At 73.2% G+C, this 15,362-nt stretch carries 12 protein-coding genes and 1 pseudogene; 6 read left to right on the top strand and 7 right to left on the bottom strand.

Annotated features, from left to right (window positions below; all coding sequences use genetic code 11):
• Positions 1-43 precede the first annotated feature (43 nt).
• The 4 genes from M4D53_RS03715 to paaZ are packed head-to-tail and all read left to right on the top strand — an operon-like array spanning position 44 to position 4,948.
• Positions 44-1,234 (top strand): thiolase family protein, encoded by a 1,191-nt coding sequence (locus tag M4D53_RS03715; protein WP_259952028.1) that lies wholly within the window; start codon positions 44-46, stop codon positions 1,232-1,234.
• Entirely contained in the window at positions 1,231-1,977 is a 747-nt protein-coding gene (locus tag M4D53_RS03710; protein ID WP_259952026.1) for an enoyl-CoA hydratase/isomerase family protein, read from the top strand. Before M4D53_RS03715 ends, M4D53_RS03710 begins: the two co-directional genes overlap by 4 nt.
• Positions 1,974-2,849 (top strand): 3-hydroxyacyl-CoA dehydrogenase family protein, encoded by an 876-nt coding sequence (locus M4D53_RS03705; protein WP_259952023.1) that lies wholly within the window; start codon positions 1,974-1,976, stop codon positions 2,847-2,849. Before M4D53_RS03710 ends, M4D53_RS03705 begins: the two co-directional genes overlap by 4 nt.
• 14 nt (positions 2,850-2,863) lie before the next feature.
• A complete protein-coding gene (gene paaZ, locus M4D53_RS03700; RefSeq protein WP_259952022.1) occupies positions 2,864-4,948 on the top strand; it encodes a phenylacetic acid degradation bifunctional protein PaaZ in 2,085 nt (694 codons plus the stop codon).
• Between the two features lie 87 nt (positions 4,949-5,035).
• Here paaZ and M4D53_RS03695 read toward each other — a convergent pair whose 3' ends face one another.
• The 6 genes and pseudogenes from M4D53_RS03695 to dhaK form a co-directional block, all read right to left on the bottom strand.
• Positions 5,036-5,644 carry a TetR/AcrR family transcriptional regulator gene (locus tag M4D53_RS03695; protein ID WP_259952020.1) on the bottom strand — a complete coding sequence of 203 codons (609 nt, stop codon included), beginning with the start codon at positions 5,642-5,644 and terminating at the stop codon, positions 5,036-5,038.
• Positions 5,645-5,707: 63 nt separating this feature from the next.
• Positions 5,708-7,023, bottom strand: a pseudogene (gene paaK / locus M4D53_RS03690) (phenylacetate--CoA ligase PaaK).
• Between the two features lie 35 nt (positions 7,024-7,058).
• Positions 7,059-7,436, bottom strand: coding sequence for a hydroxyphenylacetyl-CoA thioesterase PaaI (gene paaI / locus M4D53_RS03685; protein WP_259952019.1), 378 nt, complete (start codon positions 7,434-7,436; stop codon positions 7,059-7,061).
• Between the two features lie 158 nt (positions 7,437-7,594).
• Positions 7,595-10,150, bottom strand: coding sequence for a phosphoenolpyruvate--protein phosphotransferase (ptsP, locus tag M4D53_RS03680; RefSeq protein ID WP_259952015.1), 2,556 nt, complete (start codon positions 10,148-10,150; stop codon positions 7,595-7,597).
• Positions 10,147-10,788 carry a dihydroxyacetone kinase subunit DhaL gene (gene dhaL, locus M4D53_RS03675; protein WP_259952013.1) on the bottom strand — a complete coding sequence of 214 codons (642 nt, stop codon included), beginning with the start codon at positions 10,786-10,788 and terminating at the stop codon, positions 10,147-10,149. Before dhaL ends, ptsP begins: the two co-directional genes overlap by 4 nt.
• Positions 10,788-11,780, bottom strand: a complete 993-nt coding sequence (gene dhaK, locus M4D53_RS03670; protein WP_259952011.1) for a dihydroxyacetone kinase subunit DhaK — start codon at positions 11,778-11,780, stop codon at positions 10,788-10,790. Before dhaK ends, dhaL begins: the two co-directional genes overlap by 1 nt.
• A 146-nt stretch (positions 11,781-11,926) precedes the next feature.
• Between dhaK and M4D53_RS03665 the strand changes: the two genes are divergently transcribed.
• Positions 11,927-12,694: an IclR family transcriptional regulator gene (locus tag M4D53_RS03665; protein ID WP_259952009.1), complete on the top strand. Its 768-nt coding sequence runs from the start codon at positions 11,927-11,929 to the stop codon at positions 12,692-12,694.
• Between the two features lie 24 nt (positions 12,695-12,718).
• Here the strand turns inward: M4D53_RS03665 and M4D53_RS03660 are convergent, their stop codons facing one another.
• Positions 12,719-14,845, bottom strand: a complete 2,127-nt coding sequence (locus M4D53_RS03660) for a RecQ family ATP-dependent DNA helicase (protein WP_259952007.1) — start codon at positions 14,843-14,845, stop codon at positions 12,719-12,721.
• An 88-nt stretch (positions 14,846-14,933) separates the two neighbouring features.
• On the opposite strand from M4D53_RS03660, the gene M4D53_RS03655 reads away from it, so the two are divergent.
• Entirely contained in the window at positions 14,934-15,353 is a 420-nt protein-coding gene (locus M4D53_RS03655) for a pilus assembly protein CpaE (protein ID WP_187663501.1), read from the top strand.
• Positions 15,354-15,362 lie beyond the last annotated feature (9 nt).

The raw sequence follows: 15,362 nt of genomic DNA, 5'->3' as shown, positions 1-15,362 counted from the left end.
CCGCTCCCGGACCACACCAGGACGACGAAGTCAGGAGATCCGCATGCCAGAGGCCTACCTCGTCGGAGGGGTCCGCACCCCGGTGGGCCGCTACGGCGGCACCCTCTCCGCCGTCCGTCCCGACGACCTCGCGGCGCTCGTGGTCGGCGAGGCCGTGCGCCGCGCCGGGCTCGACCCGGCGCGTACCGAGCTGGACGAGGTCATCCTCGGCGCCGCCAACCAGGCCGGAGAGGACAACCGGAACGTGGCCCGGATGGCCGTGCTCCTCGCCGGTCTCCCCGACACCGTGCCGGGCATCACGGTCAACCGCCTGTGCGCCTCCGGGATGTCCGCCGTGACCATGGCCGCGCAGGCGATCCGCGCGGGCGACGCCGATCTCCTCGTCGCCGGCGGCGTCGAGTCCATGACCCGCGCCCCCTGGGTGCAGGCCAAGCCGGAGAAGGCGTGGGCGAAGCCCGGAGCCGCCTTCGACACCTCCATCGGCTGGCGCTTCCCGAACCCGCGGCTCGCCGCGCGGGACAAGGCCACCTTCACCATGCCGGAGACGGCGGAGGAGGTGGCCCGCGTCGACGGCATCACGCGCGCCGAGGCCGACGCCTTCGCCGTCCGCTCCCAGCAGCGCGCCGCCGCCGCGATCGCCGCGGGCCGCTTCGCCCCGGAGATCGTCGGCGTGCCGGTCCGCGACGGCGAGGTGCTCGTCGACGAGGGCCCGCGTCCGGACACGACCCTCGAGGTGCTCGCGCGCCTCCGCCCCGTCGTGGCCGGCGGAGAGGTCGTCACGGCCGGCAATTCCAGCGCCCTCAACGACGGCGCCTCGGCCGTGCTCGTGGCGAGCGCCGAAGCCGTCGAGCGCGACGGACTGACGCCCCGCGCGCGGATCGTCGTCGGCACCTCCGCAGCCCTGGCTCCGGAGATCATGGGACTCGGACCGGTCCCCGCGACGGAGAAGGCGCTGCGCCGTTCGGGGCTCTCCCTCGACGACATCGGCGCGGTGGAGCTCAACGAGGCGTTCGCCTCGCAGTCGCTCGCCTGCATCCGGCGGCTCGGCCTCGACGAGGACCGCGTGAACGCCGACGGCGGAGCCATCGCCCTCGGCCACCCTCTCGGCTCATCCGGCTCACGCCTGCTCGTGACGCTGATGGGACGCATGGAGCGCGAGGACTCCCGCTACGGCCTCGCCACGATGTGCGTCGGCGTCGGCCAGGGCGCGGCCGTGATCCTGGAGAAGGTGTGAGGGGCGCGGACGAGCCGCTGCTCGTCACCCGAACCGCGGACCGCGTCGTCGCGACCCTGAACCGTCCGCACAAGCGCAACGCGATCGACCAGGCCACGATCGACGCCCTGCACGCGCTGTGCGCCGAGCTGGAGGAGATGCCGCGCACGCTCATCCTCACCGGCGCCGACGGGGTGTTCGCGGCGGGCGCCGACATCGCGGAGCTCCGGGACCGTCGCGCCGACGACGCCCGTCGCGGCATCAACGCCCACGCGTTCGTCCGCGTCGCGGAGCTGCCAATGCCGGTGATCGCCGCGATCGACGGCTACGCGCTCGGCGGTGGCGCGGAACTCGCGTATGCCGCCGACATCCGCCTCGCGACGCCGACCCTGAAGATCGGCAACCCGGAGACCGGCCTGGGCATCCTCGCCGCCGCCGGAGCGAGCTGGCGGCTCAAGGAGATCGTGGGCGACGCCCGTGCCATCGAACTGCTGCTCACGGGACGCACCGTGCACGCCGAGGAGGCCTTCCGCATCGGGCTCGTCTCCTCGCTGCACGAACCCGCCGATCTCCTCGCCGCCGCCCACGCGGTCGCCGACCGCATCGCCCGCAACGACCCCGCGGCGACCATCGCGACCAAGCGGGTCTTCCGGGCGCCGCGCGACCAGCACCCCGCAGCCGACCTCGAGGAGCAGGCCGCGCTGTTCGAGAGCCCGGAGAAGCACCGTCGCATGACCGCCTTCCTGGAACGGAGAGACCGATGAGCACGCCCTCCTCCCCCGAGGCCGCAGTCCCGGCCCGCGTCGGCGTGCTGGGTGGCGGACGCATGGGCGCCGGTATCGCCCACGCCTTCCTCCTCGCCGGATCCCCCGTGACCGTCGTCGAGCGGGACGACGACGCCGCCGCGGCCGCCGCCGCCCGCGTGCACGCGTCGATCGACGCCTCGCTCTCCCGCGGCACGGCCGTCGAGACCGCCGAGGCGTATCGCGCCCGCTTCGCGACCGGGACCGACACCGCACTGCTCGCGGACTGCACCCTCGTCGTCGAGGCCGTCCCGGAGGAGCTGTCGCTCAAGATCGAGGCGCTCACCCGTGTCGAGCAGCACCTCGCGGACGATGCGGCGCTCGCGTCCAACACCTCGTCCATCTCGATCGACGAGCTCGCAGCCGTGCTCGACCGCCCCACCCGGTTCCTCGGGATGCACTTCTTCAACCCCGTGCCCGCCTCCACGCTCGTGGAGGTCGTGCGCGGCGCCGCGACCGCGCCGGACCTCGTCGCGGACGCGGCTTCCTGGGTCCGCGCGCTGGGCAAGACGCCCATCGTCGTCGCCGACGCCCCCGGTTTCGCGTCCTCCCGCCTCGGCGTCGCCCTCGGCCTCGAGGCGATCCGGATGCTCGAGGACGGCGTCGCCGACGCCGCCGACATCGACGCCGCCATGACCCTCGGCTACAAGCACCCGGTCGGGCCGCTCCGGCTCACCGACATCGTCGGGCTGGACGTCCGGCTCGGCATCGCCGAGTACCTCGCGGCACAGCTCGGCTCGCGCTTCGAACCCCCGGCCCTGCTGCGCCGCCTCGTCGCCGAAGGACACCTCGGCCGCAAGAGCGGACGCGGCTTCTACGAATGGGACGACTGATGAAGGGAACCCCGATGACCGAGATCCTCCCCAGCTACGTGCAGGGCTCCTGGTGGACGCCCGCCTCCGATGCGGACGCCACCGAGGTGCGCGACGCCTCGACCGGAGAGACGGTCGCCCGCGTCTCCACGACCGGCCTCGACCTCGGCGCGGCGCTCGGCTTCGCCCGCACCACCGGTCAGGCGTCCCTCGGGGAGCTCACGTTCCACCAGCGCGCCGTGCTGCTCAAGCAGCTCGCGCTCGCGTTGACCGCCCGCAAGGAGGAGCTGTACGCGATCTCCAGCCGCACCGGCGCCACCGCGCAGGACTCCTGGGTCGACATCGACGGCGGCATCGGCGTGCTCTTCGCGTACTCCAGCAAGGGCCGCCGGGAGCTGCCGAACGCGAAGGTCTACGTCGACGGCGCCGTGGAGAACCTCTCGCGAGACGGCTCCTTCCTCGGTCGGCACATCTACACCCGGCTGCCCGGGGTGGCGGTGCAGATCAACGCCTTCAACTTCCCCGTCTGGGGCTCGCTGGAGAAGTTCGCGCCGGCCTTCCTCGCCGGTGTCCCCACGGTCGTGAAGCCCGCCACCCCCACCGGCTACCTCACCGAGGCCATGGTGCGGGTGATGGTCGAGTCCGGTCTGCTGCCCGAGGGGTCGCTGCAGCTCGTGTCCGGCAGCGTGCCCGACCTCTTCGACCACCTCCGCCTGGGCGACCTCGTCGCGTTCACCGGTTCCGCGTCGACGGCGGAGCGGCTGCGGGCGCACGACGCGGTGCAGACCGGCGGGGTCCGCTTCACCAGCGAGACCGACTCGATCAACGCCTCGGTCCTCGGCACGGACGCCGCCTCCGGCACCCCGGAGTTCGACGCCTACGTGAAGCAGCTCGTCGCGGAGATGACGTCGAAGGCCGGGCAGAAGTGCACCGCGATCCGGCGGGCGATCGTGCCGGAGGACGCGGTGGACGACGTGATCGCCGCCGTGCGCGACCGGCTCGCGGCGCGGATCGTCGTGGGCGACCCGCGCGCCGAGGGCGTGACGATGGGACCGCTCGCCTCGACGGCCCAGCGCGACGAGGTGCTCCGGCAGGTGGCGCGACTCCGCGAGGGCGGCGGCGAGCTCGTGATCGGCTCCCCCGAGGCGCCGACGGTCCGCCGTGCGGACGGCAGCGAGGGCCCGGCGGAGGACGGCGCGTTCGTGGCGCCGATGCTCCTGCGCTTCACCGATGCGACGAGCCCCGCCGTGAACGAGATCGAGGCGTTCGGCCCCGTCTCCAGCATCCTCGGCTACCGCACGCTGGACGAGGCGGCGGCGCTCGTGGCCCGGGGCGGCGGCTCGCTCGTGACGAGCGTCGCGACGCACGACCCGGAGGTCGCGACGACGCTGGCCGCGGGGATCGCGGCGTACAACGGCCGCGTGCTCTTCCTCGACCGCGACGACGCCCGCAGCTCGACCGGACACGGCTCCCCGCTCCCGAACCTCGTGCACGGCGGCCCCGGCCGCGCCGGCGGCGGCGAGGAGCTCGGCGGCATCCGGGCGGTGCTGCACCACATGCAGCGCACGGCGGTGCAGGGCTCCCCGGAGATGATGACCGCGCTCACCGGGGTGTGGCACCAGGGGGCCTCGGCCCGTCCGTTCGACGCCGGCGACGGCGTGCACCCCTTCCGCAAGTCGCTGGCGGAGCTGCGCATCGGGGACCAGGTCGTCAGTCCCTCACGCACCGTCAGCCTCGACGACATCGAGACGTTCGCGGCGTTCACGGGCGACACGTTCTACGCGCACATGGACGAGGCGTCGGCGGCGGCGAACCCGTTCTTCCCCGGACGCGTGGCCCACGGCTACCTGCTCGTGTCGTGGGCGGCGGGGCTCTTCGTCGACCCGGCTCCCGGGCCCGTGCTCGCGAACTCCGGGCTGGAGAACCTGCGCTTCGTGACCCCGGTCTCCCCCGGCGACGAGATCCGCGTCGAGCTCACCGCCAAGCAGATCACGCCGCGGGAGACCGACGAGTACGGTGAGGTGCGCTGGGACGCGGTCCTGAAGAACCAGGAGGACGAGCTCGTCGCGACCTACGACGTCCTGACACTCGTCGCGAAGGAGCTCACCCCCGCCGCATAGTCCCCCGAGACCCCGGGCACTCGTCGAGACCCCGCCCTTCCCACGCGGAGAGGGCGGGGCCTCGGCGCGAAGCCGGGGTCTCGCGGGTCAGGGGTGGCGGAGGCCGTCGAGGGCGATCGCGACGACGTCGTCCGCGAGACGATCGGCGCCCTCGCGACCGCCGGGGCGGTACCACTCGACGATCGAGTTGATCATGCCGAACGTCAGACGGGCGACGACGGCCGCGTCGATGTCGGAGCGCAGAGAGCCCTCGGCCTGCGCCTCCGCGACGAGAGCGGTGATGCGGCGGTCGAACGCCCGCCGCCGGGTGAGGGCACGGCGCTCCACCTCGGTGTTCCCACGCACGCGCAGCAGCAGCGTCACGGCGGGGAGCTGGTCCACGAGCACATGGACGGCCCCGCGGAGCACGTGCTCCAGGCGGGCGACCGCATCGGCGGCTCCCCCGCTGTCCGGGAGGGGCGCGTCGACCACGCCCTCCAGCCCGCCGAGGGCGCTGTCGAGGGCGCGGTCGAGCATCTCGTCCTTCGACCCGAAATGATGGTAGATCGCCGACTTCGACAGCCCGAGGCGCTCCGCGAGCATCCCGATCGAGGTCGCGTCGTAGCCGTGCTCGTTGAAGGCGGCCACCGCGACGGCGAGGATCCCCTGCTGGTCGTACCCGGGGCGGCCGCGCCGCGTGGTCTGCATCTCGGACATCCCCCTCAGTCTCGCACCGCCCGCCGCGCTCATCGCGGAGGTCGCCGCCGAGACCCCCGCGTGTCAGCGCAGGTCATACACGCGCTTGTACTTGCCCTCGCTACGCGGCAGTGCCCCGGCTCCTCCAGCCGCACGGCGACCGACGAGCCGATGAACACCTTGATACGCTGCACCAGCACCTGTGCCGCCGCCTCGCACGTCTCCACGGAGAGGTCGGGGTGACGCTCGATGCGCACGGTGAGGGCGTCCATCCGGCCCTCCTTCGTCAGCTCCAGGATGAAGTGCGGCGTGAGCTGCTCGATCCCGAGCACCAGCTCCTCGATCTGCGTCGGGAAGAGGTTGACGCCGCGCAGGATGATCATGTCGTCGTTGCGTCCGGTGACCTTCTCCATGCGCCGCATCCCCGGCCGCGCCGTGCCGGGGAGCAGACGGGTGATGTCCCGTGTGCGGTACCGGATGACGGGAAAGGCCTCCTTGGTGAGCGAGGTGAAGACGAGCTCCCCCCGCTCGCCGTCCGGAAGCGCCTGCAGGGTGTCGCCGTCGATCACCTCCGGCAGGAAGTGGTCCTCCCACAGGTGCGGGCCGTCCTTGGTCTCGAGGCACTCGTTGCCGACGCCCGGTCCCATGACCTCGCTGAGCCCGAAGATGTCGAGGGCGTCGATGCCGAGCCGCTGCTCCAGCTCGTGCCGCATCTCGTTGGTCCAGGGCTCCGCGCCGAGCACCGCGACCTTGAGCGAGGTGGACCGCGGGTCGATGCCCTGCGCGGCCATCGCGTCGGCGATCGTGAGCAGGTAGCTCGGCGTGCACAGGATCGCGTCCGGCTCGAAGTCGCGGATGAGCTGCACCTGGCGCGCGGTCTGCCCGCCCGACATGGGGATCACGGTCGCTCCCAGCGCCTCGATCCCGGCATGCGCGCCGAGCCCGCCCGTGAAGAGGCCGTAGCCGTAGGCGTTGTGCACCTTCATGCCGCGCCGGATTCCGCTGGCCCGGAGCGAGCGGGCCACGAGTGACCCCCAGCGGTCGAGGTCGCCACGCGTGTAGCCGACGACGGTCGGGCGCCCCGTGGTGCCGCTGGACGCGTGGATGCGGGCGACGTCGGCCATCGGCACCGCGAACATCCCGAACGGGTACGTCTCGCGCAGGTCCTCCTTGGTGGTGAACGGCAGCCGGTGCACGTCGTCGAGCGTGCGGATGTCGTCGGGGTGCACGCCCGCCTCATCGAACTTCCGCGTGTAGAGCGGGACGTTGCGGTAGGCGTGCTGCACGGTCCACCGCAGGCGCTCGAGCTGGAGCTGCTCGATCTCGGCGCGGCTCATCCGCTCCTCGGGGTCGAGCTCATCGGCCGTGGGCGGGCGGAGGGCGGAGGCGGGGGCGGTCATCGTCGACACGGGGACTCCTCGGGACGGGGGCGGGGTCAGAAGGTGCGGGAAGTCGTGCGGGAGCGGCCGCGGAACTCGGCGACCGCGTCGCCGTGCTCGTCCACGACCGTCACGTCGTAGAGGCCGGAGCGACCGCTACGGGTGCGGCGGACGGCGGTCGCGGTGAGGGTCTGCCCCGCGACGGTGGGCTTGAGGAACGAGATGTCGGCACCGGCGGCGACGGTCACCCGATCGTCCTCGTTGCACGCGATCGCGAAGGCGGTGTCGGCGAGCGCGAACACGAGCCCGCCGTGGGTGATCCGGAAGCCGTTGGTCATGTCGTCACGGACGCGCATGGATACGACCGCGTGCCCGGGGTCGTCACGCTCCACGACCAGACCGAGCATCGCCGAGGCCCGGTCTCGTGCCATCATGGCCCGATTCGGCCGGACGGCCTCCGCCGTCTCCGTCGTCGTCTCCGTCATCGCCGACCTCCTCGTCGCGCTCGGGCGGGACGACCTCGTCCCGCCCGCCCATACTAACTGAACGATCGGTCAGTAACGCAAGGAGCTGGACGCAGGAGCCGTGCGGCTCAGCCGGCGCCGCCTCCGCCGAGCACGAGAGCTGCTGCCTGCCGCGCCTCCGCAGCGGTCGCCGCGCGGCTCGCCCCCTCCGCCGCCCGCCGGCACTCGTCCGGGCCCACCGCGTCGAGCGCTGCCGCCACCCGCCCGAGCGCGCGAGGCGTCATCGACAGCGAGGTCGCGCCGAGCCCGACGAGTACCGGAGCGAGCGCGGGATCACCGGCCGCCTCCCCGCAGATCCCGACCGGCTTGCCCGCCGCTCGCCCCGCCGCCCCGACCGTCCCGATCAGCCGCAGCACCGCCGGCTGCCAGGGGTCGTTGAGATCGGCGAGCGCGCTGGACAGCCGGTCGGCGGCCAGAGTGTACTGCGCGAGATCGTTGGTCCCCAGGCTCACGAAGTCCACGACCTCGAACAGCTCGGCAGCCAGCAGCGCCGCCGCCGGGGTCTCGATCATGATCCCCGCTCTGTCCAGCCCCGCGGCACGACACCGCGCGGCGAAGTCCGCCGCCTCGTCGACCGTGGCGACCATCGGCGCCATGACCTCCACGTCCGCGGATTCCGCGTCGGCAGCCCTGGCGAGCGCGCGGAGCTGGTCGTCGAGCAGCGCTGGCCGGCGACGGGAGAGACGCAGGCCCCGGACGCCGAGCGCCGGGTTGTCCTCGTCGTCGTCGTTCGCGAACGGCAGGGGCTTGTCGCTCCCCGCATCCAGCGTGCGCACGACCACCTTGCGTCCGGGGAACGCGCGAAGGACCCCGCGGTACGCCTCCACCTGCTCCTCGATGCTCGGCGCTTCGGTCCGGTCGAGGAAGCAGAACTCGGTGCGGAACAGTCCGACCCCCTCGGCGTGCGCCGCCGCGGCGCTCCCGGCATCCGATGCCCCTCCGACGTTGGCCAGGAGCGGCACGCGGGTCCCGTCGGCGAGACGGCCCCGTCCATCGAAGGTGACGACGACCGCCGCGGCCCGTGCCTCGGCGATCTCCGCCTCGTCCGGGTCGACGTGGATGGTGCCGTGGTCGCCGTCGACGAGGAGCATGGCATCCTCGGGGATCCCCGTCGCTCCGGCCACCCCGACCACGGCGGGCAGTCCCAGCGCGCGCGCGATGATCGCCGTGTGCGAGGTCGGCCCGCCGTCCGCTGTCACGAGGGCGACGCAGCTGCCCCCTTCCAGCGCCGCGGTGTCGGCAGGAGCCAGGTCGGTCGCGACGAGCACGAACGGCTCGTCGCGCTCGGGGACCCCTGGCATGTCCACCCGGAGGATCTCGGCGATCATGCGGTCGCGAACGTCACGGATGTCGGCGGCGCGTTCCGCCATCCTCCCGCCGAGAGCCGTGAGCGCCGCTTCGTGCGCCGCGGAGGTCTCCCAGACCGCTCGCGCCGCCGTCCGCCCCTGTGCGCGCACGAGGGCGGTGGCTTCGGCCACCAGCTCAGGATCCGAGGCGAGGAGCCGTGACGCGTCCAGGATCGCCCGCGCCTCTCCGCGCGCCCGCTCGGCGCGCGATCGCAGCTGATCGGCGACGGCGACCGCCGCCCATTCGATCGTGGAGACCTCGGCCTCCCGACCCTCCGGCGGGACGACGGTCTCGGCATCCGGTTCCGGGAGTGCCGGTGCGAGGGACACCGCCCTCGCGGCCACACGTCCGGGACTGACCCCACGGCCCTGCAGCACGGTCCCGGAGACGATCTCCGGCGGCGGCGCGGACGCGTGGTCGGCCCCGGTTCCCGTCTGAGCGTCCCCGACCGTGCCGGGCGCGGGCGCGGGTGCGGTTCCCGGGCTGCCGGCGGCGCCCTCGTCCGTCTCGACGCCCTCGCCGAACCCTCCCTGGAAGAGCGAGACCAGGCGGTCGATCGCCGCCTCGGCGTCCGCTCCCCGACCGGTGAGCTCGATCTCGGTCCCCGGACGCGCCCCGAGCGCGAGCAGCCGGGTCAGGCTTCCGGCCGCGGCTTCCTGGCCGTCCGGCAGCCGTCGCAGACGCACGTCCGCACCCGCCGCCGACTCCGCGATCAGCGCGGCGGGGCGGGCATGGATGCCGAGAGGGTTGCGCACGCGCACACGACGCGTCACGGTCTCCCCGGCCACGTCGGGCGAGGCGGAGGCGTCCCCCGCCGACACCGGCGCGGAGTCCACTGCCGCCGTGCCTTCCGCGTCCGGCGGGAGGAGCTGGCCGGTCTTCGCCGCGAGGGCGGACGAGGCTTCGTCGGCGATCGCGTCGAGGTCGCCGCCTGCCGCCGCAGCCACGACCGCCGCGAGGAGCCCCTCGACGAACGGTGCCGGAGCCAGCCGCACCGGCACGTCGCTGCTGCGCAGTTCGAGCGCGAGTTCGGCGCTCAGCACGGCCGACCCGAGATCCATCAGCACGAGCACGCCGTCGACGTCGGGGGCGAGCTCGTCGATCGCCGCCGACACCGCGACGGCGTCCGTCCCGAGGATCGGCGCACCCTCCGCGTCCACACCCGCACCGGCCGCCACACGGACCTGCACGCCGCCGCCCGGCACCATCTGCAGGGCGAGTTCGAGCGCCGCCTCCCCGAGCCGGGCGCTGTGGGAGACGGCGACGATCCCGATCATCCGGCGTCCGCGAGGGCCGCGGCGAGCGTCTCGAACAGGAGCGCCGTCGAGGCGGCTCCCGGGTCGAGATGTCCGGCGCTGCGTTCACCGAGGTAGCTCGCTCTGCCCTTCCGGGCGACGAGGGGCACCGTGGCGTCACGACCGGCGGCCGCGGCGTCCGCAGCCGCCCTGGCCGCCGCCGCGGTATCCGCTCCGCCGGCGAGGGCGGCATCGAAAGCGTCGACCGCGGGGGCCATCGCATCGAACATCGTCTTGTCGCCGGCCTCGGGCTTGCCCCGCGCGACGATGCCCTCGAGCCCCGCCCGCAGTGCCGCGGCGAGCGCCGGTCCGTCCAATGTCGTCACCGCACCGGCCGACATCCCCATGCGCAGGAAGAAGGTGCCGTAGAGGGGGCCACTCGCACCGCCCACCGAGCTCACCAGGGTCATGCCGACGGACTTGAGGAGTTCGTCGATCGTCGCGGGCGTCGTCGCCGCGAGCTTCTCCCCGACCGCCGTGAAGCCCCGCGCCATGTTCGCGCCGTGGTCGGCGTCCCCGATCGCGGAGTCCAGTTCCGTGAGCCAGTCGCGCTGCGCGGTGACGGCCTCGCGGTAGCGGGAGATCCAGTCGACGAGGACGTCGGTGCCGACGGCCGCCATCACGCGCCCCACCGCAGGCCGGGGGTGTTCACCGGGGCGTCCCACAGCCGCAGCAGCTCGTCGTCGGCCTTCAGCACCGTGACGGAGCACCCGGCCATGTCGAGGGAGGTGATGTAGTTGCCCACCAGGTTCCGCGCGATCTGCACGCCGGACTTCTCCAGGATCGCGGCGACCTCGCCGTACATGAGGTAGAGCTCGATCAGGGGCGTGGCGCCCATGCCGTTGAGCATCACGATCGCGGGTCCGGTGGCGTCGAGGTCGCCGAGGATCGGCTCGACGAGCTGCCGGGCGATCTCCGACGCCGGCGCGAGCGGCTCACGATGCCGTCCCGGCTCGCCGTGGATGCCGATGCCGATCTCCATCTGATCGTCGGGGAGGTCGAAGGTGGGCTTCCCGGCGGCGGGCACCGTGCAGCTCGTGAGGGCCATGCCCATCGAGCGCCCCTGCCCGTTGATGCGCTTCGCGAGGTCGACGACCGCCGCGAGGTCGCGGCCCTCCTCCGCCGCGGCCCCTACGAGCTTCTCCAGCAGGACGGTGAGGCCGACGCCGCGACGGCCGGCGGTGTAGAGCGAGTCCTGCACGGCCACGTCGTCGTCCACGACGACCGTGCCGACCTCGATCCCCTCCATCGCCGCGAGCTCGGCGGCCATCTCGAAGTTGAGCACGTCGCCCGTGTAGTTCTTGACGATGTGCAGCACGCCGGCGCCGCGGTCGACCGCCTGGGTCGCCACCTGCACGCGGTCGGGGGTGGGCGAGGTGAAGACCTCGCCGGCGACGGCCGCGTCGAGCATGCCGGTGCCGACGTAGCCGCCGTGCAGCGGTTCGTGGCCGGATCCCCCTCCGGAGACGACGGCCACCTTGCCCTGTTCCTTCGGTGTAGCCCGGGTGATGACGTGGTTCTCCAGGTCGACCGAGAGTTCGGGGTGCGCGGCGGCGACGCCCTTCAGGGACTCGACGAGGACGTCCTCCGGGGCGTTGATGAGCTTCTTCATCCTGCGATCTCCTTTGATGCGGCGTGAGTCTCGAGCAAAAATCCGAAAAGGATTCGTCAATGTCGAATATGCTCGGAGCCTGCCGGGTTGTCAAGATCGATCCGGCGACCGGAAACCCGGCTCGACGACGACCGGAAGGAGGACGCATGATCCAGGCGATCGACCGCGCGGCGAAGATCCTCGACCTGCTCCAGGGCGCCCGCCACCTCGGTATCACCGATCTCGCCGCGGCCCTGAGCCTTCCGCCGTCGACCGTGCACGGGCTGGTGAAGTCGCTGCGCGCGCACGGCCTCGTCGCGAAGGAGCGCGGCGGACAGCGCTACATGCTCGGCCCTACCCTCCTGCGGCTGAGCAACGTGTACCTCGACACACTGGATGTGCGAGCGCGGGCGATGCGCTGGACGCAGGAACTGGCCCGGCGCACCGAGCTGTCCGTGCGCCTCGGCGCGCCGCACCTCACGGACGTCCTCGTTATCCACCACAACCTCCGGCCCGACGACAGCCCGCAGATGCTGGAGACGGGGATGGCCGTCCCCGCGCATGCCTCCGCCATGGGGAAGGTGCTCCTCGCCTACGACCAGGGCTTCCAGCAGAGCGTGTTCGCGGAGCCCCTGCGCAGCCTCACCGGCGACACCATGACTGACGTCGCCCGACTGACCCTCGAGCTGCCGGGGATCGCGGAGCGCGGGACGGCGGCCGAGACGGACGAAGCCGTGCTCGGCGAATCCTCCCTCGCCGCCCCGATCGCCGACGCCTCGAACACGATCGTCGCCGCCGTCGCCGTCGTGCTGCCGACGTCGGAGGCACCCGCATCCGACGCGACCATGCACGCGCTGCGGGACACGGCACGGAACATCTCCCGCGAACTCGGCGCGACGACCTGGCCGCCACCCGTGGCCCCCGCCGAGGACTGACGGCGTCGGTTCGGGGACCGGTGCTCAGCCGCGCAGGCCGAGCGCGAACGGCAGCACGGCCGTGGCTCCGGCCTGCCGCACCGCGCGCGCCGCGACCGTCAGGGTCCAGCGACTGTCGATGAGGTCGTCGACGAGCAGCACCGGACCGGCGGGGACCTCGAGATGCGCCGCGTCGAACCGATCCCACACCCCCGCGAGCCGGAACACGCTGTTCCCGCCCGCCTGCCCCGAGGGACCCCCGTTCCGCCACTCCAGCGCGCCGAGGTACGGCAGCCGCCCGATCTCCGAGAGCCCGCGGGCGAGGGAGTCGACGAGCTGCGGATGCGAGCGCGACGGCATCGCGACCACAGCCATCGGCCGCTCCGCCCAGTCCCACCCGGCCAGCACGCGCACGCAGGCCTGCAGCAGCGCCGGGCTGATCGGCGCGTCCGCGGCACCCGCGGCGAAGATCTCGCGCAGCGCGCCGCCCCAGCCGAGGTCGGTGAGCCGGGCGAGGGCGCGTCCCTCGTCGGCCTGCTCCCCCGCGGGGATGCGACCGCGCACCGGCACGCCCAGACGGTCGGCGCCGGTCGGCCACGCGCGGCGAGGCTCGACCGGCACACCGACCCGGTCCAGGGACTCCGTCGCCTGTGCACTCGCCGTCTGCGCGATCTCCGCCGCGAACCACACGCCCGCGCAGTTGTCGCACCGACCGCAGGGAGCCGCGGTGTCGTCGTCGAGCGCCCGCTGCAGGAAGGCCATGCGACAGCCGTCCGTGCGCTCGTACTCCAGCATGTGCTCCTGCTCCGCGACCCGTTCGGCGGCGATGCGCTCGTAGCGCTCGGCGTCGTACGTCCACGGCTGTCCCGTCGCGACCCAGCCGCCCTGCACACGGCGCACGGCACCGTCCACGTCGAGCACCTTCAGCAGCAGCTCGAGGGGCGTACGACGGATGTCGACGACGGCCTCCAGCGCCGGCGTGGAGATCGGGCTGTCGCCGAGCGCCGCGATGACCCGTTCCGCGCGCTCCCGATCGGGCATCGACGCGGTCGCGAAGTAGTGCCAGATCTCACGGTCCTCGACACCGGGGAGCAGGAGCACGTCCGCGCTCTCGCTGGCACGCCCGGCTCGTCCGACCTGCTGGTAGTACGCGACGGGCGAGGACGGGGCACCGAGATGCACGACGAACCCGAGGTCCGGCTTGTCGAACCCCATGCCGAGGGCGCTGGTCGCGACGAGCGCCTTCACCTCGTTCCGCTTGAGCATGCCCTCCGACTCGGCGCGCTCCTCGGGATCGGTCTGGCCGGTGTAGGCGCGCACGTCGTGGCCGTGGTCGCGCAGGAATCGGGCGGTGTCGACCGCCGCCGCCACCGTCAGCGTGTAGATGATCCCGCTGCCGGGGAGGTCGTCGAGGTGACTGAGCAGCCAGGCCAGGCGGCTCGCCGAGTCCCTGAGGCGGAGCACGCCGAGCCGCAGCGAGGTGCGGGCGAGCGGCCCCCGGATCGTGAGCACGGGCACCGCCTCCGCTCCGCTCGCGCCACCCGGCAGCGCCCCGAGCTGCTCCGCGACGTCGGCCACCACGCGACTGTTGGCCGTCGCGGTCGTCGCCAGCACCGGCACGTCCGCCGGCATCTGCGCGATGAGATCGCGGAGCCGGCGGTAGTCCGGACGGAAGTCGTGCCCCCAGTCGCTGATGCAGTGCGCCTCGTCGACGACGAGCATGCCGAGCCGCGCCACCAGCGTCGGCAGCTGCTCCTCGCGGAAGGCCGGGTTGTTCAGCCGCTCCGGGGAGACGAGCAGCACGTCGACCTCGTCCCGAGCGAGGCTGCCCTGCACCTCCGCCCATTCGTGCGCGTTCGTCGAGTTGATGGCGACCGCGCGCACCCCCGCGCGCTCGGCCGCGGCGATCTGGTCGCGCATGAGCGCCAGGAGCGGGGAGACGAGCACGGTGGGGCCGGTGCCCTGCCGGCGGCGCAGGAGGGTCGCGACGAAGTACACCGCCGACTTCCCCCACCCGGTGCGCTGCACGACCAGCGCGCGGCGACGCCCCTCCACCAGCGCCTCGATCGCCTCGAACTGGCCGTCGTGGAAGTCGACGTCGGGGCGGCCGACGAGTTCGCCGAGGGCGGCGCGGGCAGCCTCGCGGAGGGGCACGGCAGTCGTGGAGGTCATGCCTCCACTCTGCCGCAGGCCTCTGACAGGACTCTGCCCGTCGCCCACGCTCGGTGGACGACCGGCGCGGAACCCGTAGCGTGGAGGAATGATCACCCGCGAACTCGCCGTCGCGCTCCGCGATGCCGGCCTGACCTGGAAGCCCGCGGAGGGTGACCGGTTCCAGCTCGACCTCCCGGACGAGGTGGAGCTGGAGGCGGAGGCCGACGTCTTCACGGTGAGCGCGATGACCATCGAGGCGCGGCAGACGCCGGCCGGCACGGATCTCGCCTTCAACGGCACGACGGAGTGGGCGCTCGACGCCGTGACCCTCGCCGATGCGGTGTGGCTGCCGCGCGAGGACCAGCTGCGGGACCTGCTCCGCGGGACGTTCCGTGCCCTCATCCGCCTCCCCGACACGTTCCGCGTCGAGATCGAGCTCGCCGGGACTCCCCTGCTGTTCGAGCACCCGGACCCGGCGGAGGCCTACGGCCGCGCCCTGCTGGCGCTGATCTCGCGCTCCCGCTGACACGTCCTG

Source organism: Microbacterium meiriae, assembly GCF_025143875.1.
GTDB classification, from domain to species: Bacteria; Actinomycetota; Actinomycetes; order Actinomycetales; family Microbacteriaceae; genus Microbacterium; species Microbacterium meiriae.
The sequence above is the reverse complement of the archived record's forward strand: the minus strand, read 5'-3'. Positions and strand labels throughout refer to the sequence as shown.

Coding starts and splice junctions, on each gene's coding strand:
- M4D53_RS03715 (WP_259952028.1), top strand. CDS start 44: ATGCCAGAGGCCTACCTCGTCGGAGGGGTCCGCACCCCGGTGGGCCGC.
- paaZ (WP_259952022.1), top strand. CDS start 2,864: ATGACCGAGATCCTCCCCAGCTACGTGCAGGGCTCCTGGTGGACGCCC.
- M4D53_RS03660 (WP_259952007.1), bottom strand. CDS start 14,845: ATGACCTCCACGACTGCCGTGCCCCTCCGCGAGGCTGCCCGCGCCGCC.
- M4D53_RS03695 (WP_259952020.1), bottom strand. CDS start 5,644: ATGTCCGAGATGCAGACCACGCGGCGCGGCCGCCCCGGGTACGACCAG.
- dhaL (WP_259952013.1), bottom strand. CDS start 10,788: ATGGCGGCCGTCGGCACCGACGTCCTCGTCGACTGGATCTCCCGCTAC.
- M4D53_RS03655 (WP_187663501.1), top strand. CDS start 14,934: ATGATCACCCGCGAACTCGCCGTCGCGCTCCGCGATGCCGGCCTGACC.
- dhaK (WP_259952011.1), bottom strand. CDS start 11,780: ATGAAGAAGCTCATCAACGCCCCGGAGGACGTCCTCGTCGAGTCCCTG.
- M4D53_RS03665 (WP_259952009.1), top strand. CDS start 11,927: ATGATCCAGGCGATCGACCGCGCGGCGAAGATCCTCGACCTGCTCCAG.
- ptsP (WP_259952015.1), bottom strand. CDS start 10,150: ATGATCGGGATCGTCGCCGTCTCCCACAGCGCCCGGCTCGGGGAGGCG.
- paaI (WP_259952019.1), bottom strand. CDS start 7,436: ATGATGGCACGAGACCGGGCCTCGGCGATGCTCGGTCTGGTCGTGGAG.
- M4D53_RS03705 (WP_259952023.1), top strand. CDS start 1,974: ATGAGCACGCCCTCCTCCCCCGAGGCCGCAGTCCCGGCCCGCGTCGGC.